This is a genomic window from Streptomyces sp. BJ20, from assembly GCF_022869105.1.
In the GTDB taxonomy this organism is placed as follows: Bacteria; Actinomycetota; Actinomycetes; order Streptomycetales; family Streptomycetaceae; genus Streptomyces; species Streptomyces griseoincarnatus.
This window is the reverse complement of sequence record NZ_CP094918.1, coordinates 6,097,693-6,122,430: the sequence shown is the minus strand read 5'-3', so window position 1 is coordinate 6,122,430 and position 24,738 is coordinate 6,097,693. Positions and strand designations below refer to the sequence as shown.

At 72.8% G+C, this 24,738-nt stretch carries 19 protein-coding genes and 2 tRNA genes; 18 read left to right on the top strand and 3 right to left on the bottom strand.

Translation table 11 applies throughout. The features are described 5' to 3' along the window. Positions 1-26 precede the first annotated feature (26 nt). The 6 genes from rsfS to MTR79_RS27630 all read left to right on the top strand — a co-directional run bounded on the left by rsfS (position 27) and on the right by MTR79_RS27630 (position 2,194). A complete protein-coding gene (gene rsfS / locus MTR79_RS27655; protein WP_086703017.1) occupies positions 27-473 on the top strand; it encodes a ribosome silencing factor in 447 nt (148 codons plus the stop codon). Beyond that, positions 464-1,138 carry a histidine phosphatase family protein gene (locus MTR79_RS27650; protein ID WP_175449856.1) on the top strand — a complete coding sequence of 225 codons (675 nt, stop codon included), beginning with the start codon at positions 464-466 and terminating at the stop codon, positions 1,136-1,138. The genes rsfS and MTR79_RS27650 overlap by 10 nt, the downstream gene beginning before the upstream one ends. A gap of 161 nt (positions 1,139-1,299) precedes the next feature. Continuing rightward, positions 1,300-1,372, top strand: a tRNA-Ala gene (locus tag MTR79_RS27645). A gap of 202 nt (positions 1,373-1,574) precedes the next feature. Beyond that, entirely contained in the window at positions 1,575-1,748 is a 174-nt protein-coding gene (locus tag MTR79_RS27640; protein WP_006136075.1) for a hypothetical protein, read from the top strand. 3 nt (positions 1,749-1,751) lie between these two features. Further along, on the top strand, positions 1,752-1,985 hold the full coding sequence (locus MTR79_RS27635; protein ID WP_006136074.1) for a hypothetical protein: 234 nt from the start codon (positions 1,752-1,754) through the stop codon (positions 1,983-1,985). A 136-nt stretch (positions 1,986-2,121) separates the two neighbouring features. After that, a tRNA-Ala gene (locus MTR79_RS27630) sits at positions 2,122-2,194 on the top strand. Between the two features lie 156 nt (positions 2,195-2,350). Here the strand turns inward: MTR79_RS27630 and MTR79_RS27625 are convergent. After that, entirely contained in the window at positions 2,351-3,961 is a 1,611-nt protein-coding gene (locus MTR79_RS27625) for an NADH-quinone oxidoreductase subunit NuoF family protein (protein ID WP_244792189.1), read from the bottom strand. After that, complete coding sequence (locus MTR79_RS27620; RefSeq protein WP_086703013.1) at positions 3,958-5,184, bottom strand: ferric reductase-like transmembrane domain-containing protein; 1,227 nt, start codon at positions 5,182-5,184, stop codon at positions 3,958-3,960. The genes MTR79_RS27625 and MTR79_RS27620 overlap by 4 nt, the downstream gene beginning before the upstream one ends. A 485-nt stretch (positions 5,185-5,669) precedes the next feature. On the opposite strand from MTR79_RS27620, the gene leuS reads away from it, so the two are divergent. The 8 genes from leuS to holA all read left to right on the top strand — a co-directional run bounded on the left by leuS (position 5,670) and on the right by holA (position 16,653). Then, entirely contained in the window at positions 5,670-8,540 is a 2,871-nt protein-coding gene (gene leuS, locus MTR79_RS27615; RefSeq protein ID WP_086703014.1) for a leucine--tRNA ligase, read from the top strand. Between the two features lie 156 nt (positions 8,541-8,696). Continuing rightward, the gene (locus MTR79_RS27610; RefSeq protein WP_189365905.1) at positions 8,697-9,449 is read left to right on the top strand and encodes a hypothetical protein; all 753 of its coding nucleotides are present in this window, start codon (positions 8,697-8,699) and stop codon (positions 9,447-9,449) included. Between the two features lie 94 nt (positions 9,450-9,543). Next, positions 9,544-10,389 carry a DegV family protein gene (locus MTR79_RS27605; protein WP_048460308.1) on the top strand — a complete coding sequence of 282 codons (846 nt, stop codon included), beginning with the start codon at positions 9,544-9,546 and terminating at the stop codon, positions 10,387-10,389. A 576-nt stretch (positions 10,390-10,965) separates the two neighbouring features. Further along, on the top strand, positions 10,966-11,940 hold the full coding sequence (locus tag MTR79_RS27600) for a ComEA family DNA-binding protein (protein ID WP_244792188.1): 975 nt from the start codon (positions 10,966-10,968) through the stop codon (positions 11,938-11,940). After that, positions 11,937-14,471, top strand: coding sequence for a ComEC/Rec2 family competence protein (locus MTR79_RS27595; RefSeq protein WP_244792187.1), 2,535 nt, complete (start codon positions 11,937-11,939; stop codon positions 14,469-14,471). The genes MTR79_RS27600 and MTR79_RS27595 overlap by 4 nt, the downstream gene beginning before the upstream one ends. Positions 14,472-14,475: 4 nt before the next feature. Further along, positions 14,476-15,327: an arylamine N-acetyltransferase gene (locus tag MTR79_RS27590; RefSeq protein ID WP_086701102.1), complete on the top strand. Its 852-nt coding sequence runs from the start codon at positions 14,476-14,478 to the stop codon at positions 15,325-15,327. A 23-nt stretch (positions 15,328-15,350) separates the two neighbouring features. Next, on the top strand, positions 15,351-15,596 hold the full coding sequence (locus MTR79_RS27585) for a hypothetical protein (RefSeq protein WP_102640817.1): 246 nt from the start codon (positions 15,351-15,353) through the stop codon (positions 15,594-15,596). A gap of 67 nt (positions 15,597-15,663) precedes the next feature. Further along, complete coding sequence (holA, locus tag MTR79_RS27580) at positions 15,664-16,653, top strand: DNA polymerase III subunit delta (protein WP_128126517.1); 990 nt, start codon at positions 15,664-15,666, stop codon at positions 16,651-16,653. A 267-nt stretch (positions 16,654-16,920) separates the two neighbouring features. Here the strand turns inward: holA and rpsT are convergent, their stop codons facing one another. Then, complete coding sequence (gene rpsT / locus MTR79_RS27575; RefSeq protein ID WP_048460296.1) at positions 16,921-17,187, bottom strand: 30S ribosomal protein S20; 267 nt, start codon at positions 17,185-17,187, stop codon at positions 16,921-16,923. A 253-nt stretch (positions 17,188-17,440) separates the two neighbouring features. Here rpsT and lepA point away from each other — a divergent pair, with 253 nt between their 5' ends. The 4 genes from lepA (at position 17,441) to MTR79_RS27555 (ending at position 24,728) form a co-directional block, all read left to right on the top strand. Next, a complete protein-coding gene (lepA, locus tag MTR79_RS27570) occupies positions 17,441-19,309 on the top strand; it encodes a translation elongation factor 4 (protein ID WP_048460295.1) in 1,869 nt (622 codons plus the stop codon). A gap of 245 nt (positions 19,310-19,554) precedes the next feature. After that, entirely contained in the window at positions 19,555-21,429 is a 1,875-nt protein-coding gene (locus MTR79_RS27565) for an AMP-dependent synthetase/ligase (protein ID WP_086701097.1), read from the top strand. A gap of 104 nt (positions 21,430-21,533) precedes the next feature. Beyond that, positions 21,534-22,475 carry an NADP-dependent oxidoreductase gene (locus MTR79_RS27560; protein WP_244792186.1) on the top strand — a complete coding sequence of 314 codons (942 nt, stop codon included), beginning with the start codon at positions 21,534-21,536 and terminating at the stop codon, positions 22,473-22,475. Positions 22,476-22,706: 231 nt separating this feature from the next. Beyond that, the gene (locus tag MTR79_RS27555) at positions 22,707-24,728 is read left to right on the top strand and encodes an ATP-binding SpoIIE family protein phosphatase (RefSeq protein ID WP_244792185.1); all 2,022 of its coding nucleotides are present in this window, start codon (positions 22,707-22,709) and stop codon (positions 24,726-24,728) included. Positions 24,729-24,738 lie beyond the last annotated feature (10 nt).

Sequence of the window (24,738 nt, the reverse complement as noted above, 5' to 3'; positions counted from 1 at the left end):
ACCGACCGTCGACCGAAAGCCACGCAGTGACCGCAACCGACCGTTCCATCGAGCTCGTCCACACCGCCGCCCAGGCGGCCGCCGACAAGCTCGCGCACGACATCGTCGCCTACGACGTCAGTGACGTGCTGTCCATCACCGACGCATTCCTGCTGGCCTCCGCGCCGAACGACCGCCAGGTCAAGTCGATCGTCGACGAGATCGAGGAGCGGCTCGGCAAGGAGCTCGGCGCCAAGCCGGTCCGCCGCGAGGGCGACCGCGAGGCCCGCTGGGTGCTGCTCGACTACGTCGACATCGTCGTCCACGTCCAGCACAGCGAGGAGCGGGTCTTCTACGCCCTGGAGCGGCTCTGGAAGGATTGCCCCGAGCTGGACCTCCCCGAGGACGCCAAGGCCACCCGCGGCAAGGCCGCCGAGCACGCCAAGCTCCAGGAGACCGAGGAGGCGACCGAGCCGGGAGGTGAGTGGCGGTGAGCACCACCGGTGAGGTGAGCGGCTCCGCGCGCCGGGGCCGCCGCGTCGTCCTGTGGCGGCACGGCCAGACCTCCTGGAACGTGGAGCGCCGCTTCCAGGGCTCCACGGACGTCGAGCTGACCGGGACCGGCGTCGCCCAGGCCCGCCGGTCCGCCGGCCGGCTCGCGGGTCTGAAGCCCGACGCGATCATCGCCTCGGACCTCAAGCGGGCCGCGGCCACCGCCGCCGAGCTGGCCGCGCTCACCGGCCTGCACGTCGTCCACGACGAGGCCCTGCGGGAGACCTACGCGGGCGTCTGGCAGGGCCTGACGCACGACGAGATCATCGCCCGGTACGGCGAGGAGTACGCCGCGTGGAAGCGCGGCGAGCCCGTCCGCCGCGGCGGCGGCGAACTGGAGACCGAGGTCGCCGACCGCGCCGCCCCCGTGGTGCTGCGGCACGCCGACAAGCTCCCGGAGGACGGCACGCTCGTGGTCGTCAGCCACGGCGGGACCATCCGCACCACCATCGGCCGGCTGCTCGGCCTGGACCCGCGCAGCTGGGAGAGCCTGGGCGGCCTCAGCAACTGCTGCTGGTCCGTCCTCGGCGAGGGCGCCCGGGGCTGGCGGCTGATGGAGCACAACGCCGGCTCCCTGCCGGAGCCGGTGCTCGGCGACGACACCTGAGGACGGCCGTGCCCGCCGCCGGGGCCTCCGGCGGCGGCCGTGCGACCCGCACCCGGCGTCCCGGACCCGGATTTCACTTTCTGGCAGGTCGCAGGCTAAAGTTCTTCTTGTTCGCCCCGCCGAGCGGAGCGAAACCAGGAAGTCACTTCATGTGGCGGCCAGGGGCTATAGCTCAGTTGGTAGAGCGCCTGCATGGCATGCAGGAGGTCAGGAGTTCAATTCTCCTTAGCTCCACATGGTGAAGATCCCGTCTCCCTCAGCGGAGGCGGGATCTTTTGTCGTCCGCCGATGAGTGCGGCGGCGTTCTCCGACGTACACCTCTACGAGGCGTACAGCCGTGTCCCTACCGGTACCACGGCGTCGCTGACCGTATTGGTCCGGTCGTGGCAGAATCAAACGACCGGAAGGGGGCGCGGCCCGACGGGAGGGAGTTGTGATGCCTGCGAGCATCCTCGAGGAGGTCGACCACCTCCTCGGAGCGGTGTCGACCCGACGGACCTCTACGCGTCTCAGCTGCCCCTCCTGCGGTTCCGCACACGTCGCCCAGGTGCTCGGCGACAACGGCGGGATCTCCTACGTGTGCACGGCCTGCGGCCACAGCTGGAGCTGACCGATGGGTGCACACAGGCGGAAGTGCGACTGGTGCGGCAGCGGCACGCCCATCGTCCGCGACATGGAGCCGATCAACCCCGACTACCAGTACTGGTGCGAGGAGTGCGCGCGGGCGCTGATCATAAAAGGCGACCCCATCGAGACGTACCGGGAACTCGAGGGGGAGCCGATCTACGGCCGGCTGCTGGAGGAGCACTGCACCCTCAAACGCTTCTACTCGTTCGTGACGGCGTGAGCGCTGAGGTGGGGGCCCGCCAGCGAGGGCGGGCGTTCCGTGCGGAACCGGGCGAAGCGAAACCGATTTGGTGTTGGGCCGGGGGGACCGTGTAAAGTTGGCGTCGCCGCCGGGGAAACCCGGGGGAACACCGCAAGGGGCTATAGCTCAGTTGGTAGAGCGCCTGCATGGCATGCAGGAGGTCAGGAGTTCAATTCTCCTTAGCTCCACAGAAGTCGAGGGCGGATCATCCGAACGGATGGTCCGCCCTCGGTCTTTGTGCACAGGTCCCCGGACCCGGCGTCGCACAGAACGCGAACGGCCCTCTCCGGCGGCCTGAGACCGCGGGAGCGGGCCGTTCCGCGTCGTCGTCCCCCGTCGGGGCGTCAGCGTCCCAGGGCGCGCCTGCCGCGCCCCTGGGAGAGCACCGGAAGGTTCCGGGACGGCGCCTTCGCCTGGGGCGCCGATTCCTCGATGCGCAGGGCCAGCGCCGGGCAGCGGCGCACCGCGCGCAGCGCCTTCGCCTCCGCGTACCGGGGCACCTGCGCCTGAGCCACCGTCGGGAAGCCGTCCGCACCGAGCTGAAAGACCTCCGGAAGGAGGTCCGCGCACAGCCCGTGACCCCGGCACAGCGTCCAGTCGACGAAGATCTTCTGACGGCTGGGGCCGTTCACCTCGTCCTCGCCGCCCGGGACGCCCGTCGGGGCCGCGCCGCCCTCGAAGAGGGGCAGCACGCCGGTCACGGGCCGCCCGCAGCCGTTGCCGAGGGCGTGCAGCGCGATGTCCTCGGTGAACGCCTTCAGCGTCGACTCCAGGAACATCGCCGAGCCGTCCGGGTGCGAACAGGCCCCGCGCCGCTTCACGTTCTTCGCGACCTGCCGGACCGCCTCGAGCGCGGCCGCGCCGCCGCCGCCCAGGATGTCCTCCAGGCCGCGCGCGGCTGCCGGCAGCCCCAGGTAGCAGGGGCCGCACTGGTTGGCGCTCTCCTGCGCCAGCCACTTCGCCACCATCAGCGACTCGCCCAGCGGGCAGGTGTCCTGACTGATCGGCAGGATCGCGCCCGCGCCCAGCGAACCGCCCACCGCGTCCAGCGAGTTGCGGGAGACGATCGCGTCGTTCACGGTCGCCGCGTCGATCCACTTGCCGTGGTAGCCGCCCGTGAGCACCCCCTGCGGGACCGGCGGGGCGCCGGCCAGCTGGAGCACGTAGCGCAGCGGCACGCCGGTGGGGACCTCGACCACCATCGGGCGGGCCACCGCCCCGGACACCGTGAGCATCACGGTGCCCGGCTCGTCGTACAGGCCGGTGTTGCCGTAGCGCTCCGGGCCGATGCGGGCGGCGATGGCGAGCTGGGCGAACGTCTCGGCGTTGGACAGCAGCGTGGGCGCGCCGCCCACACCGCTCTTGGAGGCGCTGACCTTGCGGCCCGGCGGGATGGCCGGACCGCCGTCGATGGAGCGGATCAGGGAGGCGGCGGCCCCCGTCACCATGCGCACCGGGTTGCGCTGCACACGGGCGCGCAGCGCCGAGCGGCGGCCGTTGCTCAGGCCGCGCTCGGCGAGCGCCTGTTCCATCGAGCGCTGCGTGGACTCACGGGTCACCCCCACCACGAGCGTGCGGGCGCCCATGGCCTCGGCGCACAGCAGCGCGCCGTCGAGGATGAGGTGCGGCGCCCGGTTGATGAGCACCGTGTCCTTGCGGCAGGCCGGTTCGTCCTCGCTGCCGTTGACGACGACGACCGGCCGGACGCCGCGCTTGATCGCCGATTCGGCGACCGAGCGCAGCTTCTTGTGGAAGGGGAAGCCCGCGCCGCCGCGGCCCCTGAGGTTGATGCGTTCGGCGAGCTGAGCGAGCTGCTCACCGCCCAGGGGCTCGAGCGGGCCGTGCACCTTGAGGTGCATCTGCAGATCGAGCCTGTCGACAAGGTCGAAACCCGACGTGAGCTGGGGAAGCCCTACGACGCGGACTTCGGGGACGTCGGGCAGGGCCTCGTTCACTTAAAGCCTCCGGAAGGCGTGTTCCAAGGTTCGCCCGACCCCGGTGCGTCGAAGTCGTAGGACGACGAGGGCACACCGGGGGTTGGTGCATTGGCGGGACCGCTGTTGTACGTGTCATCCGGGTTGTACGTGCCGTAGAGGGTGTTCGTCTCAGCGGTGTCGTACACATCACTCGATCCGTAGCCGGAGGCGACCGAATTGTTGTAGGTCGGGATGTTGTATCCGGTGTCGTTGAGCGGGTCGTAGGCCGAGGGAGGGGCCTCGCCGACCGGCGGCGGGGACGGGACCGGCCAGCTGCCCGAGGTGCTGGAGGGCGGGTCCACGCGGGGTATCGCCTCCGTGGCCTGGAGGTCCGGCATCTCCATGCGGGCGGTGGCGTCCGTGAGCGGGGCCTGCGCGGCGGACTGCCGGGGGGACACCGCGCGGTAGGCGGCCGCGAAGCCGTTCGCCGGTTCGGGGGCCGGCGCCGGGTCGAAGGCGTCGTACGACGGGCGTTCGGCGCGCGACCGGCCGTCGTCCCGGGCGCTGCCGCCGCCGTAACCGGGGAGGGCGGACTCGGCGTTGCGCGCTCTGGCCTCCTCCAGCCGGCTGCCGGGCTGCTGGTCGAGGCCCAGCAGGGAGGTGAGGCGGTCGGCCACCATGCGCTTGACCGGGCGCGGGGAGGCCCGCAGCATCAGGGCCGCGAACACGCCGAGCAGCGACAGGCCGTACAGGACCAAGAAGATCGGCTTGGCCGCTCGACCCGCGTAGAGGCCGTGCACCAGCGCCGCGCACCAGGCCGGGTAGGCCAGCATGTGCACCGCGCGCCAGCGGGCGGCGACCTCCGCCGGGGAGGCGAAGCGGTTGCGCAGGATGCCCGTGATCGCCACGAAGATCATCAGCATGCCGGCCAGGGTGCCGAGGCCGATCAGGAAGGATCGCCCCATCACGGTCTCGTCGTCGGTGAGGGCGAGGCCGAAGGGGATCACGGCGGCGATCCACGTGGTGTGGTCCAGCGCCAGCTTGATCACGATGTGGATCAGCAGGAAGAAGACGGCCGCGACCGCCGTGGCGCGGTGCACCGCCTGCGCGATGATCCGCTGCCGGGGTCCGAGCAGGACGCGGTCCTGCGCCACGAGTCCCCAGATCACGGAACAGGTGAGGCAGACGAGCGACAGGACGCCGACGCCGAAGTCGAGGAAGTCGACGAACCAGTCGTCCGCCGTGCTGTCGTCCGGCCTCACGACGCACCTCCGGACGTCCGGACGCACAGCGGGTACGACGGAGTCGCAGCCGACCTGCCCCGGACGGGGGGTGGGCTGCCGAGTGGACGAGGGTTCATGGGGGCAACTCCGAACGGTTCGGTAAAGCGGTCCCGCTGCCGAACTCTAAGCCTCGTCGTACCCGTCAGTACCAGGTTTGAGTTATTGCGCTGTTATCAAAAGACAATGAGGCCGTGGCGTTGTCCCCTTAGGGGTTGTTACGCGAAGTAACTCTTGACCATTGTTCAGTGTCTTGGGGAAGGGCGTCGCGACGAGATCCGTCCCTGCGGTACCCTGACCGCATGCGTGCCGTACGCCTTCTGCTTAGCGAGCCGCGCTGATCAGTCCCGACCGCCGATGTTCCGGCAGGCCGGAATCGGCGCGGCGTCCCCTCCTGTGCGAGGGGTTTTTTCATTTCCAGGAAGTCGCAGCAGCAGGCAGAGACGATCGATGGAGCTTTGAGGATCATGAGCGAGACGAATCCCGCAGCCGCGGAGGCCGCGCCGCACCGCTACACGGCCGCCCTGGCCGCCGAGATCGAGGCACGCTGGCAGGACTTCTGGGACGCCGAGGGTACGTACGCGGCGCCCAACCCCAAGGGCGACCTGGCGGGCGACCCGGAGCTGGTCGCGCGGCCCAAGAAGTTCATCATGGACATGTTCCCGTACCCCTCGGGCGCGGGCCTGCACGTCGGACACCCCCTGGGCTATATCGCCACCGACGTCTACGCCCGCTTCCAGCGCATGACCGGGCACAACGTCCTGCACACCCTGGGCTTCGACGCCTTCGGCCTGCCCGCCGAGCAGTACGCGGTGCAGACCGGCACGCACCCGCGCGTGTCCACCGAGGCCAACATCAGGAACATGCAGGTCCAGCTGCGCCGGCTGGGCCTGGGCCACGACAAGCGCCGGTCGTTCGCCACGATCGACCCGGACTACTACAAGTGGACCCAGTGGATCTTCCTGCAGATCTTCAACTCCTGGTACGACCAGGACGCGAAGAAGGCCCGCCCGATCTCCGAGCTGGTCGCGCAGTTCGAGTCCGGTGAGCGCGAGGTACCGGGACACACCCGCCCCTGGAGCGAGCTGACCGAGGCCGAGCGCGCCGACGTCCTGGGCGAGTTCCGCCTGGCCTACGCCTCCGACGCGCCCGTCAACTGGTGCCCCGGCCTGGGCACCGTGCTGGCCAACGAGGAGGTCACCGCCGACGGCCGCTCCGAGCGCGGCAACTTCCCCGTCTTCAAGGCCGAGCTGCGCCAGTGGAACATGCGCATCACGGCCTACGCCGACCGGCTGCTGGACGACCTGGACGCCCTGGACTGGCCCGAGGCGATCAAGCTGCAGCAGCGCAACTGGATCGGCCGCTCCGAAGGCGCCCGCGTCGGCTTCCCGATCGACGGCGAGAAGATCACCGTCTTCACGACCCGCCCCGACACCCTGTTCGGCGCCACCTACATGGTGCTGGCGCCCGAGCACCCGCTGGTCGAGAAGTTCACCCCGGACGCCTGGCCCGAGGGCACCCACGACGTGTGGACCGGCGGCCACGCCACGCCCGCCGAGGCCGTCGCCGCCTACCGTGCCCAGGCCGCCTCCAAGTCCGACGTCGAGCGGCAGGCCGAGGCCAAGGACAAGACCGGCGTCTTCACCGGCGCCTACGCGACCAACCCGGTCAACGGGCAGAAGGTGCCCGTCTTCATCGCCGACTACGTCCTGATGGGCTACGGCACCGGCGCGATCATGGCCGTCCCCGGCCACGACACCCGCGACTTCGCGTTCGCCCGCGCCTTCGAACTGCCCGTGGTGTGCGTGGTGGAGCCGACCGACGGCCGCGGCACCGACCCCGCCACGTGGGACGACGCCTTCGTCTCCCACGACGCGAGGATCGTCAACTCCTCCGGCGAGCACGTCTCCCTGGACGGCCTGAACGTCACCGAGGCCAAGGCCCGCATCACCGAGTGGCTGGAGCGCGAGGGCCACGGCGAGGGCACCGTCAACTTCCGCCTGCGCGACTGGCTGTTCAGCCGCCAGCGCTACTGGGGCGAGCCCTTCCCGATCGTCTACGACGAGGACGGCATCGCCCACGCGCTGCCCGAGTCGATGCTGCCGCTGGAGCTGCCGGAGGTCGACGACTACAGCCCGCGCACCTTCGACCCGGACGACGCCGACACCCAGCCCGAGACGCCGCTGTCCCGCAACGAGGACTGGGTCAACGTCACCCTGGACCTGGGCGACGGACCGAAGAAGTACCGCCGCGAGACCAACACCATGCCCAACTGGGCCGGTTCCTGCTGGTACGAGCTGCGCTACCTGGACCCGAACAACAGCGAGAAGCTGGTCGACCCGGAGATCGAGCGGTACTGGATGGGCCCGCGCGAGGGCATGCCGCACGGCGGCGTCGACCTGTACGTCGGCGGCGCCGAGCACGCCGTGCTGCACCTGCTGTACGCCCGCTTCTGGTCCAAGGTGCTGTACGACCTGGGACACGTCTCCTCGGCCGAGCCGTTCCACAAGCTGTTCAACCAGGGCATGATCCAGGCCTACGTCTACCGCGACAGCCGGGGCATCGCCGTGCCGGCCGCCGAGGTGGAGGAGCGCGACGGCGGCTACTGGTACCAGGGCGAGCGCGTCACCCGGCTGCTGGGCAAGATGGGCAAGTCCCTGAAGAACGCGGTCACCCCGGACGAGATCTGCGCCGAGTACGGCGCCGACACGCTGCGCCTGTACGAGATGGCCATGGGCCCGCTGGACGTCTCCCGCCCCTGGGACACCCGCGCGGTCGTCGGCCAGTTCCGCCTGCTGCAGCGGCTGTGGCGCAACATCGTCGACGAGGCGACCGGCGAGGTGACCGTCGCCGACACCGGCGACGTCGACGAGGACACCCTGCGCGCCCTGCACAAGGCGATCGACGGCGTGCGCGGCGACCTGGAGGGCATGCGGTTCAACACCGCCATCGCCAAGGTCACCGAGCTGAACAACCACCTGACCAAGCGGGGCGGCCCGCTGCCGCGGTCGGTCGCGGAGCCGCTGGTGCTGCTGGTCGCGCCGCTGGCCCCGCACATCGCCGAGGAGCTGTGGCGCAAGCTGGGCCACACCGACTCCGTGGTGCACCGCGACTTCCCGGTGGCCGACCCGGCGTACGTGGTCGACGAGACCGTCACCTGCGTGGTCCAGATCAAGGGCAAGGTGAAGGCCCGGCTGGAGGTGTCCCCGGGCATCTCCGACGACGAGCTGGAGAAGACCGCCCTGGCCGACGAGCGCGTGGTCGCGGCGCTGGACGGCGCCGGGATCCGGAAGGTGATCGTGCGGGCGCCGAAGCTGGTGAACATCGTTCCGGCCTGAATCCCTCACCGGCCCGACCCCTACGGGTAACGGCCGGACGGTCTGCGGGCAGGTTCGGGGTTCAGCCGGAACTCCGGGCCTGCCCGCTGCGTTTACCGTGGAGGAGCGGCACGACATGTGCCGGGACAGACCGCACGTGCCCGGAGGAGGAGCCTCGTGGAAGCGGTGTTCGCAGTGATCGCCCTGCTTTTCGTGCTCTTCGTGGCCCTGGGCGTGTACGCCACGGTGAAGGTCGTCGGCGCCGCCAAGCGCAGCGCGGACCGCCACATCCACCAGGCCCGCCGCACGGTCGAGGACCACACCCTGCGCGCCAAGGCGTTCGCGCAGACCGGCCCGGCGGGCGAGATCGCCCAGCTCAGGCTGAAGCTGCGCACCTCCATGCGGGCCACGCAGGACGCCCTGGAGGCGGTCGCCGCCGAGGACGACTCGGTCAAGGAGACCCTCGCCCTCTTCCAGCGCCTCAGTGCGCACGGACACGAGCTGGACGCGGAACTACGCCGCCTGGAGGGCGAGCCGGACCGCTCGACGCTGTCCGCGCGCCTGCCCGACCTGCGCGAGCGCACCGAGCGCATCACCAGCTCCGCCGACTCCCTGCGCTGGGCCACCCGCGACCGCGCCCGCCGCTTCGCGGACGACGACCTCGACTCGCTGAGCGCGCAGATCGACATGGAGGCCGGCGCCCTGCGGCACTGGACCACCACGGAGGAGCCGTCCACGCCCGCGCCCCCGCGCTGGCCCGAGGCCCCGGCCGCCGACGCCGCCGGACCCGGCCAGACCTGGCCGGACACCGCCCGGCAGGAGGCGGAGCCGCAGCAGAGTGACGACCAGGAGCGGCCCGCCATCGCCCCGGCCGCCCCGCGCCCCACCTACCCCTGGCAGAAGAAGCCGCGCCCCGAATCCACGACGTGACCGCCGCCCGAGCGGCACCGGTCACCCCGCGGCGGACGACGCCCCCACGAGCCCGGGCTGCCGCAGGGCCACCACGGCAGGTAACCTCCAGCTCATGTCCCGCCATGTCGCGATCGTCACCGATTCAACGGCCTACCTTCCGGCCCGGACGATGGAGCGGCACGGCATCACGGCGGTACCCCTGACCGTGGTGCTGGGGGACCGTGCCCTGGAGGAGGGCACCGAGATCTCCACCCGCTCCCTCGCCCAGGCTTTGCAGAAGCGGCGTCCCGTCACGACGTCCCGCCCCAGCCCGGAGCTGTTCGCGGAGACCTACCGCAGGGCCGCCGAGTCCGGTGCGACCGGGATCGTCTCCCTCCACCTCTCCGCCGAGCTGTCCGGCACCCACGACGCGGCGGTCCTCGCGGCCCGCGAGGCGCCGGTGCCGGTCCGCGTGGTCGACACCGGCATGATCGCGATGGCGCTCGGCTTCTGCGCGCTGGCGGCCGCGGAGACGGCGGAGGCGGGCGGCACCGTGGACGAGGCGGTCACCGCGGCGGAGAAGCGGGCGGCGGGCACCTCGGCCTACTTCTACGTCGACACGCTCGACTATCTGCGGCGGGGCGGCCGGATCGGCGCGGCCCAGGCGCTGTTGGGCTCAGCCCTCGCCGTGAAGCCGCTGCTCCAACTGGCCGGAGGACGCATCGAACCGCTGGAGAAGGTGCGGACGGCGTCCAAGGCCATCGCCCGGCTGGAGGAGATCGCGGCGGACCGCGCGGGAGGCGCCGAGGTGGACGTCGCCGTCCACCACCTCTCCGCCCCGGAACGCGCCTCCGCCCTGGCCGACCGGCTGCGCACCCGGCTGCCGGGACTGTCCGAGCTGCATGTCAGCGAGGTGGGCGCGGTGATCGGGGCGCACACGGGGCCGGGGCTGCTGGGGGTCGTGGTTTCGGCGCGGTGAGGCTCCTCCGGGGGCGGGGCGCGCGGGTGCTCCTTCGATCGGGTGACGGCGTTTTCCACAACTGGGCGCCTCTCCACGGATTCTGACCATGATCATCGCGAGGGCGTGGCGGTGCCCCACCCTCGTCGCATGGCACTTCGATCACACACACGCACCGCTGTTCCGACGAGTGGTCCGGGGCGCGGGCCCCTGTCCGACGGCCGCACGTCCCACCACCGTCACCGCCGGGGCCGCCCTGGCCGGGCGCGCGCCTGGGCCCGGGACGGTGACCGTCAGGAGCAGGGGGAGGAGATCCGGCGCCGTGCGGAGACGTTGTTCGGCGGGGAGCCGGCGGTCGTGCGCGGCGGGGAGCCGATGGCCGTGCGTGGCGGGGAGCCTGTGGTCGTGCGCGGCGGGCGTCCGGCCGCGCGGAGGGCGCCGAGCTGGGCGCGGGAGGGTCGCGCCCTGGCGGGAGTGGAGGGCGGCGCGCCTCGTCGGCCGCGCCGCCGCGTCGTGGTGGTGGACCGTCAGGGAGTGGCAGGACACGCGCTGCTGACGAGGCCTCGGGCGTCCGGCGGGCGGCGACGGGCCTCGGGCGTGGAGCAGACGTTGGAGCTGAGGCGGCTGCCGGACCGCGCGGGGGCGCCTGCGGTGGCCGGGTCGGGCGGAGGCACGGATGCGGCCCGACCCGGGCGGTTCCTCGGCGTCGGCCCGGAGGGCGAGGAACCAGCCACCTACCCGGTGCGCCTGCCCGCCGGACACCCTGGCCGGGACGCGGCCGGCTCTCCGCACCCGGAGCACCAGGAACACAGGGAGACGCCCGGCGGAGTGCTCGAACCGGAACCGCCGCCAGGGCCACCGCCCGGCCGGTTCGGCCCCGCGCTGCGCGAGCGGCTGCCGCTGTGGGTGCAGGCCCGGTGCGGGCTGGAGCGGCGCAGTGTCGTCGCGCTCTCGGCGCTGCTCGCGCTCGCGCTCGTCCTCGCCGTGCAGCACTTCTGGACCGGGCGCACCCAGCCGGTGCGGGCGCCGGAGGTGGTGCGGGCGGCTCCGGCAGGGCAGGGAGGAGGCGTGGACGGTGGGAAAGGCCTCCCGGCCGCTCCGGGGTCCTTCGGGCAGGCGGGCGGGACGGCGGCTCCCGAGATCGTGGTCGACGTCGGCGGCAAGGTGCGGGACCCGGGCGTCCACCGTCTGCCCGCGGGCTCACGGGTCGAGGACGCGCTGAAGGCGGCCGGCGGGGTGCGCCCAGGCACGAAGACGGGCGGTCTCAACCGGGCCCGGTTCCTCGTCGACGGCGAGCAGTTGGTGATCGGCGGTCCGGCACCGGCAGGAGCGGCCGCACCCGCGGCCCCGGCGGGCACCGGAACGGCGGCCGGCCCCACGACTCCCGTCTCGCTCAGCACCGCCACCGTGGACCAGCTCGACACCCTCCCCGGCGTCGGTCCCGTCCTCGCCCAGCACATCGTCGACTACCGCACCCGCAACGGCGGTTTCCGCTCGGTGGACGAGCTGCGGGAGGTCAACGGCATCGGCGAACGCCGCTTCGCCGACCTGCGCGACCTCGTACGGCCATGAGCGCCCGCCTGCGCGTCGACCGCGAGGCCTCGGCCGAAAGGGCGGACGCCTCCCGTCCCCGGCGGGAGGGACCGACCGACCTCCGGCTCGTCCCGCCCGCCCTCGCCGCCTGGGCCACGGCGGCGGTGACGCTGCACGCCCCGCCGGGCTGGGCCGTGACGACCGTGGTCGCCTCGGTCACGGTCGCCGCCGTCCTGCTGTCGACGCGCGGCCGCCCGCTCCTGGCGCGTCGGCGTGTCACGGAGCGGGCGCGTGTCACCGGCCACGCCATCGCCGCCACCCTGCTCTGCGTCGCGGCAGCCGCGGGTTCGGCAGGCCTGCACGGCGCGGACGTCCGGCGCGGTCCCGTCCCCGAACTGGCCCGCGAGTACGCCCGGGTGGTCGCGGAGGTGGAGGTCACCGCGGATCCACGGCTCACCAGGCCCCGGGTCAGCGGCAACCGCATGGCCCCGGTGTCCGTGCTGATCGAGGCCGAGGTGCGGCGCGTGGAGCGGACCGGAGCGGCGGTGCGGAAGACCCGGACGCCGGTCCTGCTGATCGTCGGCACCGGCGACCGGAAGCCGGCCGCGCCCGCCGCCGGCCACCAGGGCTCACCCTGGCTGTCCCTGCTGCCCTCCACCCGGCTGCGGGTGGAGGCGGGGCTCGCGCCGGCGCGGGAGGGAGGCGACCGGTTCGCGGCGGTACTGCGCGTGAACGGCCGCGACGGTCCCCAGGCAGTGGGCGGTCCCTCGGCCCCGCAGCGGCTCGCGGGACGGCTGCGGGCCGGACTGCGTGAGGCGACCGAGGATCTGCCGGAGGACGCGCGGGCGCTGCTCCCGGGGCTGGTCGTCGGGGACATCTCGCGGGTGACGCCGGAGCTGGACCGGGCGTTCCGGGAGACCGACCTCACCCACACCCTCGCCGTGTCCGGGGCCAACTTCACCATCCTGCTCGCCCTGCTCCTCGGCCCGCCGGGGCTGGCGCAGCGGGCCGAGCGGCGCGGGCTCGCGCCCCGCCTCGGAATCTCGCTGCGGACCACGGCTGTCCTGGGCGCGGTGCTGTCCCTGGCGTTCGTCGTCGTGTGCCGGCCGCATCCCAGCGTGCTGCGCGCCGCCGCCTGCGGTTCCGTGGCGCTGCTCGCGCTCGCCACCGGCCGCCGCAGATCGCTCGTCCCGGCCCTGGCGACGGCCGTCCTGCTCCTCGTGCTGTACGACCCGTGGCTGTCCCGCAGTTACGGCTTCCTGCTCTCCGTACTGGCGACCGGTGCGCTGCTCACCCTCGCCCCGCGCTGGAGCGAGGCGCTGCGCCGTCACGGGGTGCCGCCCCGGATCGCGGAGGCGCTGGCCGCCGCCGGTGCCGCGCAGGCGCTGTGCGCCCCGGTGGTGGCCGTGCTGTCGGCCCGGGTGAGCCTGGTGGCGATCCCCTGCAACCTGCTCGTCGAGGCCGCGATCGCCCCGGCCACCGTGTTCGGATTCCTCGCCCTGGCCGCCGCGCCGGTCGCGATGCCGTTGGCCGAGGCGGTGGCGTGGTGCGGGGGCTGGCCCGCCGGGTGGATCGCGCGGGTCGCCCGGACCGGGGCGGCGATGCCGGGCGCCGGCGTGGACTGGCCGGGCAGCTGGACGGGGGCGGCGGCGCTCGGCGCGGTCACCGTGGCCGTGCTGCTCGTGGGGCGCCGGCTGCTGCGGCACCCCTGGTGGTGCGCGGCGTGCGCGCTGCTGCTGGCGCTGCTGGTGGTGCAGCCCCGGCCGCTGGTGCGCACGATCACCGGGTGGCCGCCGCCGGACTGGCGGATGGTGATGTGCGACGTGGGGCAGGGGGACGCGCTGGTGCTGGCGGCGGGGGACGGCGCCGGGGTGGTCGTGGACGCCGGGCCCGATCCGGAGCCGGTCGACCGCTGCCTGCGCTCCCTGGGCGTCACCCGTGTCCCGCTCGTCGTCCTCACCCACTTCCACGCCGACCACGTGGCCGGGCTGACCGGGGTGCTGCGAGGTCGTGAGGTGGGCGGCATCGGGACCACGGGTCTGGACGAGCCGGCCGATCAGGCGGCGGCCGTCCGGAGAGACGCTGCCGCCGCGGGCGTCCCCGTGGCGCGGGTCGTCGCGGGGGAGCGGCGCCGGGCCGGGGACCTGTCCTGGGAGGTGGTGTGGCCGCCGCCGGGCGGACACCCGGCGGTGGAAGGCCCCAACGACGCCAGCGTGGCCATGCTGGTCCGCGCCGGGAGCCTGCGCCTGCTCCTCCTCGGCGACCTGGAGCCCCCGGCTCAGCGCGCCCTGGCCCGCTCACCCGCGGCGAGGGATCTGGCCGGCGTCGACGTCCTCAAGGTCGCCCACCACGGCTCGGCGTACCAGGACCCCGGCCTCGTGCGCCTCGCCGCACCGCGCCTGGCGCTGATCAGCACCGGCGAGGACAACTCCTACGGCCACCCCGCCCCGGGGACGGTGGAGGCGCTGCGGGCCCAGGGAGCGGCGGTGCTGCGGACCGACCGGGACGGGGCGCTGGCGGTCGTGTCCGGCACGGGCGGGGACGGGGAGGTGGGGGTGGCGCGACACTGAGGGTATGACCGACGGGATCGACACCGCGACGACCGACGCCTATCTGCGCCGCCTGGGGGTGGAGCGGCCTGCCCGGCCCACGCCGGACGCGCTGCGGGAGCTGCATCTGCGCCATCTGCGGACCGTGCCGTTCGAGAACCTGTCCGTGCATCTCGGCGAGGAGATCGTGCTGGACGAGAAGCGGCTGCTGGACAAGGTGGTGGAGGCCCGGCGCGGCGGGTTCTGCTACGAACTCAACGGCGCCTTCGGTGCGTTGCTGACCGCCCTCGGCTACGACGTCACCCTGCTCGCCGCACGGGTGTACGGGGAGGGCGGACGCCTGGGCATCCCGTACGACCATCTCGCGCTGCGGGTGCGGACGGAGGGCGGGGGCGACTGGCTGGCGGACGTCGGGTTCGGCTCGCACTTCCATCTGCCGCTCGCCGTCGGGGAGCGGGGCGAGCAGCGGGACCCGGCGGGTGTGTTCCGGGTCGCCGAGGCGGAAGCGGACGCGGCCGGGGTGCGTGGCGGGCACGAGGCGTCGGACGCGGCGGACCTGGACGTGCTGCGCGACGGGCGGCCGGTGTACCGGCTGGAGACGCGGCCCAGGACGCTCGCCGACTTCACGGCGGGAGTCTGGTGGCACCGCACCTCGCCGCACTCCCACTTCACCCGCTCCCTGGTGTGCTCGCGGGTCACCGAGGACGGCGGGCGGATCACGCTGAGCGGCCGCCGGCTGACACGCACGGCCCCGGACGGCACGCGGCAGGAGCGGGAGACCGGGTCGGACGCGGAGGTGCTGGGGATCTACCGGGACGAGTTCGGGATCAGGATGGACGCGGTGCCGACGGTTCGGGGCGGCGGGACGGGCGGCTGAGCCCGTACCGGACAATGAGCCGTGTGAGTGATGTGCGACATGTGCTGGTGCTGCCCGACCGGGACGCGGCCGAGGAGGTGGCCGAGGCGCTGGCGGAGCGCTTCGGCGTGGACGAGGAGCCGCGGCTCGTGCGGGACGCGCTCGCCGGGGAGGACGACGCGGAGGACGCGCAGTGGCTCGTCGTCCTACGGGACGAGGCGGGCCGGCTGGACGCGGACGAGCTGAACGAGTTCGTCGCCGGGTGGGACGGCTGGCGCGAGGAGCCGTAGGCCGTGGCTCCTGGCGGAACGCCCGGCGGGGCGGGGCTGTCGGTGGCCCGTGGGATGCTTGTCCGCGATGGCCAGGAAGAACGCATCCGACGACCCCCTCGCCCCCGTGACGCTCGCCGTGGGCCAGGAGGAGCTGCTGCTCGACCGTGCCGTGCGGGAGGTGGTGGCCGCCGCCAAGGCCGCGGACGCCGACACGGACGTCCGCGACCTGACCCCGGACCAGCTCCAGCCGGGCACCCTCGCCGAGCTGGTCAGCCCCTCGCTGTTCGCCGAGCGCAAGGTCGTGGTCGTGCGCGGTGCGCAGGACCTGTCGGCCGACACGGTCAAGGACGTCAAGGCGTACCTGTCCTCGCCCGCCGAGGAGATCACCCTCGTGCTGCTGCACGCGGGCGGCGCGAAGGGCAAGGGCCTGCTGGACGCGGCGCGCAAGGCGGGCGCGCGGGAGGTGGCCTGCCCGAAGATGACCAAGCCGGCGGACCGGCTGGCGTTCGTGCGCGGCGAGTTCCGTACGGCGGGGCGTTCGGCGACGCCCGAGGCCTGCCAGGCCCTCGTCGACGCCATCGGCAGCGACCTGCGCGAGCTGGCCTCCGCGGTGACGCAGCTCGTGGCGGACGTCGAGGGCACCATCGACGAGGCGGTCGTCGGCCGCTACTACACCGGGCGGGCCGAGGCGTCGAGCTTCACGGTCGCCGACCGGGCGGTGGAGGGACGGACGGCGGAGGCCCTGGAGGCGCTGCGCTGGTCGCTGTCGACGGGTGTGGCCCCGGTGCTGATCACCAGCGCGCTGGCCCAGGGCGTGCGGGCCATCGGCAAGCTGTCCTCGGCGCGCGGCGGCCGGCCCGCCGACCTGGCGCGGGAGCTGGGCATGCCCCCCTGGAAGATCGACCGCGTGCGCCAGCAGATGCGCGGCTGGACCCCGGACGGCGTCGCCGTGGCGCTGCGCGCGGTCGCCGAGGCGGACGCGGGCGTGAAGGGCGGTGGGGACGACCCGGAGTACGCCCTGGAGAAGGCGGTCGTCACCATCGCCCGCGCGGCCCGCTCCCGCGGCCGGGCGTGACTCCACGACACAGGCGCCGTATGCCGAAGGCCCCGCCCGCCCGCGCGGCCCGCTCCCGCGGCCGGGCGTAACTCCACGACACAGGCGCCGTATGCCGAAGGCCTCGCCTCCCGCCCTGGGGAAGGGAGGGAGGCGAGGCCTTCGGATGAAGCTGTCGAGCCCGTACCCGCGTGGCGAACGCAGGCCGCGTACGGGCTCGGGGGTGTCGGCCGGGGGCGGATGAGAGAGGGCCCGCCCGGGTCCCGCCGACGGTCAGATCAGGGTGGTTCAGCCCTTGACGGCCGCGACCTTGCGAGCCAGCGCCGACTTCTTGTTGGCGGCCTGGTTCTTGTGGATGACGCCCTTCGAGACGGCCTTGTCGAGCTGACGCGCGGCGACGCGCTGGTACTCGGTGGCCTTCTCGGTGTCACCCGCGGCGGCGGCCTCACGGGCCTTGCGGATCGCGGTCTTCAGAGAGGACTTGACGGCCTTGTTGCGCAGCCGGGCCTTCTCGTTGGTCTTGTTCCGCTTGATCTGGGACTTGATGTTCGCCACGAATGAGCCTCTACAGGTTCTGGCACGGGGCCGTACGCTGACGCACGGTTCCGCACCGGGTGATTTCTTGGGGTTGTGCCTCGCGCTGAGAGGGCATGAGACACAGCCCCCCACACTACCAGCGGGCCATTCCGTGGCCCAAACCCGTCCCGGGTCGCCGCCCGTGGGACCATGGAAGCTACGTATCGATCCGACCCGAGACCGCAGACGGACAAGCACACGTATGCGGACGCCTCAAGAATCAGGACCCTGCGTGCCCGCGATCCCCAGCCATGTGCCCGAGCCGAGCCGTACCGACCCCGCGCTGATCCGCAATTTCTGCATCATCGCGCACATCGACCACGGCAAGTCCACGCTCGCCGACCGGATGCTCCAGCTGACCGGTGTGGTCGAGCAGCGGCAGATGCGCGCCCAGTACCTCGACCGCATGGACATCGAGCGCGAGCGCGGCATCACGATCAAGTCCCAGGCGGTGCGTCTGCCGTGGGCCCCGACCCACGACAAGAGCAAGACGCACATCCTCAACATGATCGACACCCCCGGGCACGTCGACTTCACGTACGAGGTCTCCCGGTCGCTCGCCGCGTGCGAGGGGACCATCCTCCTGGTCGACGCCGCCCAGGGCATCGAGGCGCAGACCCTCGCCAACCTGTACCTGGCGATGGAGAACGACCTCCAGATCATCCCGGTGCTGAACAAGATCGACCTGCCGGCCGCGCAGCCGGAGAAGTTCGCCGAGGAGCTGGCGAACCTGGTCGGCTGCGACCCCGACGACGTGCTGAAGGTGTCCGCGAAGACCGGTCTCGGCGTCGAGGCGCTGCTGGACCGCGTGGTCGCCGACATCCCGGCGCCGGTCGGCGTCGCCGACGCCCCCGCCCGTGCGATGATCTTCGACTCGGTCTACGACTCCTACCGCGGTGTCGTGACGTACGTGCGGGTGATCGACGGGCAGCTCAACAAGCGTGAGCGCATCCGGATGATGTCCACCAACGCCACCCACGAGCTGCTGGAGATCGGCACCAACTCGCCGGAGATGCTGGCCGCGGACGGCCTCGGCGTCGGCGAGGTGGGTTACCTGATCACGGGTGTGAAGGACGTCCGCCAGTCGAAGGTCGGTGACACCGTCACCAGCCAGTCCAAGGGCGCCACGGAGGCCCTCGGCGGCTACAAGGACCCCAAGCCGATGGTGTTCTCGGGCCTCTACCCCCTGGACGGCTCGGACTACCCGGAGCTGCGCGAGGCCCTCGACAAGCTCCAGCTCAACGACGCCGCCCTGGTCTACGAGCCGGAGACCTCCGCCGCGCTCGGCTTCGGCTTCCGCGTCGGCTTCCTCGGCCTGCTGCACCTGGACGTGATCCGCGAGCGGCTGGAGCGCGAGTTCGGACTCGACCTGATCGCCACCGCGCCGAACGTGGTCTACCGCGTGCTCATGGAGGACGGCAGCGAGCACACCGTCACCAACCCGAGCGAGTTCCCCGAGGGCAAGATCGACGAGGTCTACGAGCCGGTGGTGCGGGCCACGATCCTCGCGCCCAGCGAGTTCATCGGCTCGATCATGGAGCTGTGCCAGAACCGGCGCGGCGTCCTGCTCGGCATGGACTACCTCTCCGAGGACCGGGTGGAGATCCGCTACACCCTGCCGCTCGCCGAGATCGTCTTCGACTTCTTCGACCAGCTGAAGTCCAAGACCCGCGGCTACGCCTCCCTCGACTACGAGCCCACCGGTGAGCAGACGTCCAGCCTGGTCAAGGTGGACATCCTGCTGCACGGCGACAAGGTGGACGCATTCTCCGCGATCACCCACAAGGACCAGGCGTACGCGTACGGCGTGCGGCTCGTCGCCAAGCTGAAGGAGCTGATCCCGCGGCAGGCGTTCGAGGTGCCCGTGCAGGCGGCCATCGGCTCCCGGGTGATCGCCCGCGAGACCATCCGCGCCATCCGCAAGGACGTCCTCGCCAAGTGCTACGGCGGTGACATCTCCCGTAAGCGGAAGCTGCTGGAGAAGCAGAAGGAAGGCAAGAAGCGGATGAAGATGGTGGGGTCCGTGGAGGTCCCGCAGGAGGCCTTCATCGCCGTCCTCTCCAGCGACGAGAACGCGGGATCCGGCAAGGCCAAGAAGTAGCCGCAGGTTACCGGGGGTCACTCCGCAAACCGGGCGAATCGGGGCCCGTCGCACGTCCGTGCGGCGGGCCCCGCACGTTCCTCATGTGGCTGTCTGTGTGAAGTTACAGGCCGTGGCCCCTTACGCAGTGGCCGGTCGACCTTTACTCTGTCCGTGCTCGATAGTTACTCGCGAGTTAAACAACGACGCGAGGAAACCCCAGCCGCACTGAGCCAGCCGCACCGTCGCGGGCCCCGGAGGATGTCGTGAGCGACACACAGACACTGATCGAGAACCGTCCGCCGAGCGTGGCGACCCTCTTCCTGGAGCGTGTGGCGGCCACACCGGACGCCGAGGCCTACCGCTACCCGGTCCCACCGGCCTCCGGGGAGGGCCCGGACGACTGGAAGTCTCTCACCTGGGCCGAGGCCGCCGAGCGGGTCCACGCGATCGCCGCGGGCCTGATCGAACTGGGCGTGCAGCCGGAGGAGCGGGTCGCCCTCGCCTCCTCCACCCGGGTCGAGTGGATCCTCGCCGACCTCGGCATCCTCTGCGCCGGCGCCGCCACCACCACGATCTACCCGCAGACCAACGCCGAGGAGTCCGCGTACATCCTTGCCGACTCGCAGAGCCGGGTGCTGGTCGCGGAGAACGCCGAGCAGGCCGCCAAGGCCGTCGCCAAGCGCGACGAGCTGCCCGAGCTGACCCGCGTGGTCGTGATCGACGCGGACGGCGCCGACACCGACGACTTCGTGATCACGCTGGCCGAGCTGGAGAAGCGCGGCGCCGCCCGCCTCCAGAAGGAGCCGGAGCTGATCAAGGAGCGGGTCGCGGCCCTCACCAAGGACCAGCTCGCCACCCTCATCTACACCTCCGGCACCACCGGCCGCCCCAAGGGCGTGCGCCTGCCGCACGACAACTGGTCGTACATGGCGAAGGCGATCGCCGCGACCGGCCTGGTCCACGCCGACGACGTGCAGTACCTGTGGCTGCCGCTGGCGCACGTCTTCGGCAAGGTGCTCACCTCCGGTCAGATCGAGGTCGGCCACGTCACCGCGGTGGACGGCCGCGTCGACAAGATCATCGAGAATCTGCCGGTGGTCCAGCCGACGTACATGGCCGCCGTCCCCCGCATCTTCGAGAAGGTCTACAACGGCGTCGCCGCCAAGGCGAAGGCCGGCGGGGGCGCCAAGTACAAGATCTTCCAGTGGGCCGCTGGCGTCGCCCGCGAGTACGCCAAGGTCACGCAGGACAACTTCCGCCGCACCGGCAGCGCGACCGCCCCGGCCGGACTGCGCACCAAGCACGCCCTCGCCGACAAGCTCGTCTACGCCAAGATCCGTGAGGCCTTCGGCGGCCGGCTGCGCGCCTGCGTCTCCGGCTCCGCCGCCCTCGCGCCGGAGATCGGCTACTTCTTCTCCGGCGCCGGCATCCACATCCTGGAGGGCTACGGCCTCACCGAGTCCTCCGCTGCCTCCTTCGTGAACCCCGGCGAGGCCTACCGCACCGGCACCGTCGGCAAGCCGCTGCCCGGCACCGAGGTCCGCATCGCCGAGGACGGCGAGATCCTGCTGCGCGGCCCCGGCATCATGCAGGGCTACCACAACCTGCCCGACAAGACCGCCGAGGTCCTGGAGGAGGACGGCTGGTTCCACACCGGCGACATCGGCGAGCTGTCCGCCGACGGCTACCTGCGCATCACCGACCGCAAGAAGGACCTGATCAAGACCTCCGGCGGCAAGTACATCGCGCCGGCCGAGGTCGAGGGCCAGTTCAAGGCGGTCTGCCCGTACGTCTCCAACATCCTGGTGCACGGCGCCGACCGGAACTACTGCACCGCCCTCATCGCCCTCGACGAGCAGTCCATCACCGCCTGGGCGGCCGAGAACGGCCTGGAGGGCAAGCCGTACGCGGAGATCGTCGCCGCGCCCGTCACGGTCGAGATGGTCGACGGCTACGTCAAGCAGCTCAACGAGGGCCTGCAGCGGTGGCAGACCATCAAGAAGTTCCGCCTGCTGCCGCGTGACCTCGACGTGGAGCACGGCGAGATCACCCCGAGCCTGAAGCTCAAGCGCCCGGTGGTGGAGCGCGAGTACAAGCACCTCATCGAGGAGATGTACGAGGGCGCGCGCGAGAAGTGACGGGCCGTCGGCCGGGGGACACGCTCTCCCGGCCGACGCCGTCCCTCCGCTTCTTGCCGCCGCTCCCGGGAATCGTCAGCGGGCCTGCGCGGTTGCCTCACGCCATGAAGGCAATCGCATCAACGACCTACGGCGGCCCCGACGTTCTGCGGGAGCTGGACCTCCCCACTCCCGAGGCGGGACCCGGTGAGGTCCGCATCCGGGTGCACGCCGCGGCCGTGAACCCCACCGATGCCCTGCTCCGCGGCGGCGCCTACGCCGCCCGTACGACGGACGTCCCGCCCCCGTACGTGCCCGGCATGGACGCGGCCGGCGTGATCGACCAGCTCGGCCCCGGTGCCGACGGCCGGCTGAGCGTGGGGCAGCGGGTCGTCGCCCTCGTCGTGCCCACCGGCCCGCGCGGCGCCTACGCCGAACAGATCGTCGTGCCCGCGGAGTCCGTCGTCCCCGCGCCCGCCGGGACGGACCACGCCGAGGCGTCCACCCTCCTGATGAACGCCGCCACCGCCCGGCTGGCCCTCGACACCCTCGCCCTGCCGAAGGGGGCGACCGTCGCCGTGACCGGCGCGGCGGGCGCCGTCGGCGGCTACGCGGTCGAACTCGCCAAGGCCGACGGTCTGACCGTCGTCGCCGACGCCGCCCCGCACGACCGTGACCTGGTGCGCGGCTTCGGCGCCGACCATGTCGTCGACCGGGGCGCGGACGTCGCCGCCCGCGTCCGTGAGCTCGCGCCCGACGGTGTGCCCGGCCTGGTGGACGGCTCCGACCAGCGCGAGGAGGCTGTCCCCGCGGTCGCGGACGGCGGCGCCCTCGTCGCCCTGCGCGGCTGGCAGGGCCCCGCCGAGCGCGGCGTCACGGTGACCCCGGTCTTCGTGGCGAGCGTCCGCGGCGACACGGCCCTGCTGGACACCCTGCGGCTCCAGGCCGAGGAGGGCGTGCTGTCCCTGCGCGTCGCCAAGGTGCTGCCCGCCTCCGACGCGGCCGAGGCGCACCGCCTGCTGGAGGCGGGCGGTCTGCGGGGGCGCCTCGTCCTCGACTTCTCCTGACGCGAGGGCTTCTGTCGTACGGGCCCGCGCCGAGCGGCGCGGGCCCACCACTTCTGATCCTCGGGTGACCGAAAGCGAGCGGTCGCGGGGTCGTTCCTGACCGAACGTGGAGCACCGTTCCCCCGACAAGCGCTCCACTTTCGTGACTCCACGCTTATGGGCGGGTCCGTTCTGTCACTCTGTCGGCAAGCGATCGAGTTCTCTTCGTACGAACTGCCCGGGGAGCTGCCCATGCGGGCCATTCCGACCCAACGGGAGACCACCTCGTGCGCCCCAGACGCGCAGGGGCGCACGCGGGTGGAGGCGACGCTGTCCGGAAGCCCTCTCGCGCCGGGCTCGGCACGCGCGATGCTGCGCAAGGCGCTCACCGAGTGGGCACAGTCCTCGGCGGACGGCGCCGACCTCCTCACCGGCCGCGTCGGTGACGACGCCGCCCTGGTCGCCAGCGAACTGGTCACCAACGCGGTCGTGCACGCCGGCACCGAGGTGCGGCTGACCTGCCGGCGGGAGGACACCGGCGCGCTCGTCGTCGAGGTCGCCGACCTGCACCCGTCCCGCGCCCCGCGCGACGACGCCGCGGAGGCGCCGGCGCACGACATCCCCGAATACGGGCGCGGCCTGCGCCTGGTCGCCGCGCTCGCCGAGTCCTGGGGCGTCACCTACCGGGCCGGCAGCAAGACCGTGTGGGCGCGGCTGCCGACCCGTGGGGAGGCGCCCGCCGACCCGCCCGCCGCGTACGCCGGGGAGCGCGCCTCCGCGCGGGACCTGCGCGCCGCCGCACTCCTCGCCTCCGACCCGCTCGACCCCCTCGCCCCGCGCGGCCACGACGGACCCCGAGAGGGCCCGCGTGACGCCCCCCGGGACGCCTGGCGTGCCGCCTCCTACGGCGACGACTGGCTGGCACGCCGCCCCGGGCGCGACGGCGCCTGGCTGGGCCGGGGCGCGCTGTCCTTCCTCGCCGAGGCGTCCGACCTGCTCGCCGGACAGCTGGACGAGGACCTGGTCGCCTCCCTCACCGGCCAGTTGATCGTGCCGCGGCTCGCCGACTGGTGCGCGGTCTGGCTGGAGGACGAGGCCACCGCGCACGGCGGACGGCCCGGCGCGGGAGGCCGCCTCGCCCGCGTCTGGCACGCCGGCGAGCATCTGGTGGAGGAGCTGAGCCGTGCGCTCGAACGCACGCCGCCGCCCCGGACCGACGACCCGCTCGGCACCGGGCCCTTGCCGTATCCGTGGCCGGTTCTCGACGCCGCGGGAACCGGGGACGCCCAGGTGACCGACGGTGTCGAGGGCGCCGGGGCCGCGCTCGCGTACCGGCTCGTCGCCGGGGGCCGCCCGCTCGGCACGCTGGTGATCGGGCGCGGCGGCATCGGCCGCTTCCCCGACGAGATCACCGGGCTCGTGGAGGACCTGGGCCGGCGGGTCGCGCTCGCCATCGGGGCGGCCCGGCAGTACGCCCGCCAGGCCACCATCAGCGCCGTGCTCCAGCGCGGCCTGCTGCCCGGCGCGGTCGCCGAGATCCCCGGCGTGCGCAGCGCCCTCGTCCACGAACCCTGCGACAAGGGCGGCCCCAGCGGCGACTTCTACGACCTCTTCCCGGCCGGTCACGGACGCTGGTGCTTCGCCGTCGGCGACGTCCAGGGCAAGGGCCCCGAGGCGGCCGTCGTCATCGGCCTGGTCCGCCCCTGGCTACGGCTGCTCGCCCGTGAGGGCTACCGCGTCGCCGACGTCCTGGACCGGCTCAACCAGCTCCTCCTCGACGACGCCACCGAGGCCGCGGACGCCGCCGCCCGCGCGCTGGTGGCGGCCGGCGCACGCCCCACCGCCCCCGGCGACGGCCCCCAGACCCGATTCCTGTCCCTCCTCTACGGCGAGCTGGTGCCCTTCGAGGGCGGCGTCCGCTGCACCCTCGCCTCCGCCGGGCACCCCCTGCCCCTGCTCCTCGACCCCGAGGGCCGTGTCCGGGCCGTCGCCCAGCCTCAGACGCTGCTCGGGGTGGTCGAGGACGCCGGGTACACCGGCGAGACCTTCGAGATGTACTCCGGCGACACCCTGCTGTGCGTCACCGACGGGGTCACCGAGCGGCGCTCCGGGTCCCGGCAGTTCGACGACGGGGACGGGCTGGCCCGGGCGCTCGCGGGCTGCGCCGGGATGGAGGCCGGGGCGGTGGCGGACCGGATCACCCAGCTCGTGCACGAGTTCGGGGCGCGGCCCCCGGCCGACGACATGGCGCTGCTGGTGCTCCAGGCGGAGTGAGGGCCAGGCA